General features: G+C 34.2%; 1 protein-coding gene. It reads left to right on the forward strand.

The annotated features are described in order from the left end of the window. Positions 1 to 275 (forward strand): hypothetical protein (locus AC3II9_RS21760; RefSeq protein ID WP_489158771.1); only part of this gene is annotated, 275 nt, incomplete at both ends.

Raw genomic sequence — 275 nt, forward strand, 5'->3', positions numbered from 1 at the left:
CTCAAGAATGATACAAAGTTAAACAGCCTGAATGGTGACCTAACTATCCAGACCAATTCTAATTTAACGATTTATCCTAAAGTTTATAGTTTAAAAGCAGTGGGTGATATTGAACTTGTTTCTAAAACTGGCACTTTAACTTTAAAAGGCTATGGAGGAACAACTGGTAATGGATCGGAACAATTTGTTAAGTTGGATACAGCAAATGGCGGTATCAATTTAGAAGGTGCTAAAGTTGATATTCAAGGTTCACAGTTAACTGCACAAAAAGATAT

The organism is Lysinibacillus sp. RU7, from assembly GCF_057837305.1.